General features: G+C 49.7%; 1 rRNA gene. It reads right to left on the bottom strand.

The annotated features are described in order from the left end of the window. Positions 1–196: 196 nt before the first annotated feature. Positions 197–1720: ribosomal RNA gene (locus tag D1136_RS10665) — 16S ribosomal RNA — on the bottom strand. Positions 1721–1731 lie beyond the last annotated feature (11 nt).

Here is a 1731-nt window from a genome sequence, read left to right as displayed (position 1 = left end):
TCCATATATTATATATAATAAACATGTGAGTCATTGTGGAATATATCTTTCTATGTTTCCAGTATGTCAAAGAACTGAGGTGATTTAATCATATCACCACTGACAGGTTAAAAGGAATCGAACCTTTTCAGTGTTCCGAAAACCTGTGTCAGGTTGAAGGGTTTTACAGCAAGTGCTTATATAACCGGTACTCCAGAAAGGAGGTGTTCCAGCCGCACCTTCCGGTACGGCTACCTTGTTACGACTTAGCCCCAGTTACCAGTTTTGCCTTAGGCCGATCCTCGCGGTTACGGACTTCAGGCACCCCCGGCTTCCATGGCTTGACGGGCGGTGTGTACAAGGCCCGGGAACGTATTCACCGCGCCATGGCTGATGCGCGATTACTAGCGAATCCAACTTCATGGAGTCGGGTTACAGACTCCAATCCGAACTAAGACCGGATTTTGAGATTAGCATCCCATCACTGGGTAGCGACCCTCTGTGCCGGCCATTGTAACACGTGTGTAGCCCCGGGTGTAAGGGCCGTGCTGATTTGACGTCATCCCCGCCTTCCTCTCACCTTACGGTGGCAGTCCCGCTAGAGTGCCCAGCTGAACTGATGGCAACTAACGGTAAGGGTTGCGCTCGTTATGGGACTTAACCCGACACCTCACGGCACGAGCTGACGACAACCATGCAGCACCTTGAAAAAAGCTCCGAAGAGATAACATGTTTCCACATCTGTCTTTTCCCATTTAAACCCGGGTAAGGTTCCTCGCGTATCATCGAATTAAACCACATGTTCCTCCGCTTGTGCGGGCCCCCGTCAATTCCTTTGAGTTTCATCGTTGCCGACGTACTCCCCAGGTGGCTCACTTAATACTTTCGCTTAATCCCGTACGGTATGTCGCACAGAACCAGTGAGCATCGTTTACGGCGTGGACTACCAGGGTATCTAATCCTGTTCGCTACCCACGCTCTCGTGCTTCAGCGTCAGTCGCAGTCTGGTAAGCTGCCTTCGCTATCGGAGTTCTAAGTTATATCTAAGCATTTCACCGCTACTTAACTTATTCCGCCTACCTCGTCTGAACTCGAGTCTTACAGTATTAATGGCAAATCAAGGTGAAGCCCCGACGTTTAACCACTAACTTAAAAAACCGCCTACGCACCCTTTAAACCCAATAAATCCGGATAACGCTCGCATCCTCCGTATTACCGCGGCTGCTGGCACGGAGTTAGCCGATGCTTATTCATAAGGTACAGGCATCATGCTACACGTAGCATTTATTCTTCCCTTATAAAAGAGGTTTACAACCCATAGGGCAGTCGTCCCTCACGCGACTTGGCTGGTTCAGCCTTCCGGCCATTGACCAATATTCCTCACTGCTGCCTCCCGTAGGAGTTTGGACCGTGTCTCAGTTCCAATGTGGGGGACCTTCCTCTCAGAACCCCTACCTATCATCGCCTTGGTGGGCCGTTACCCCGCCAACTAGCTAATAGGACGCATGCCCATCTGATACCTCCGAAGATTTCATTAATATAAGATGCCACATATTAATGGTATGGGGGATTAATCCACGTTTCCATGGGCTATACCCCTGTATCAGCCAGGTTGCATACGCGTTACTCACCCGTGCGCCGGTCGCCATCAATGTATTGCTACATCATGATGCCCCTCGACTTGCATGTGTTAAGCCTGTCGCTAGCGTTCATCCTGAGCCAGGATCAAACTCTTCATAGTATAAAATTTTT

Origin of the sequence: Odoribacter sp. Z80, from assembly GCF_009935865.1 — a bacterium.
Classification (GTDB): domain Bacteria; phylum Bacteroidota; class Bacteroidia; order Bacteroidales; family Marinifilaceae; genus Odoribacter.
This window is presented reverse-complemented; position numbering and strand designations above follow the sequence as displayed.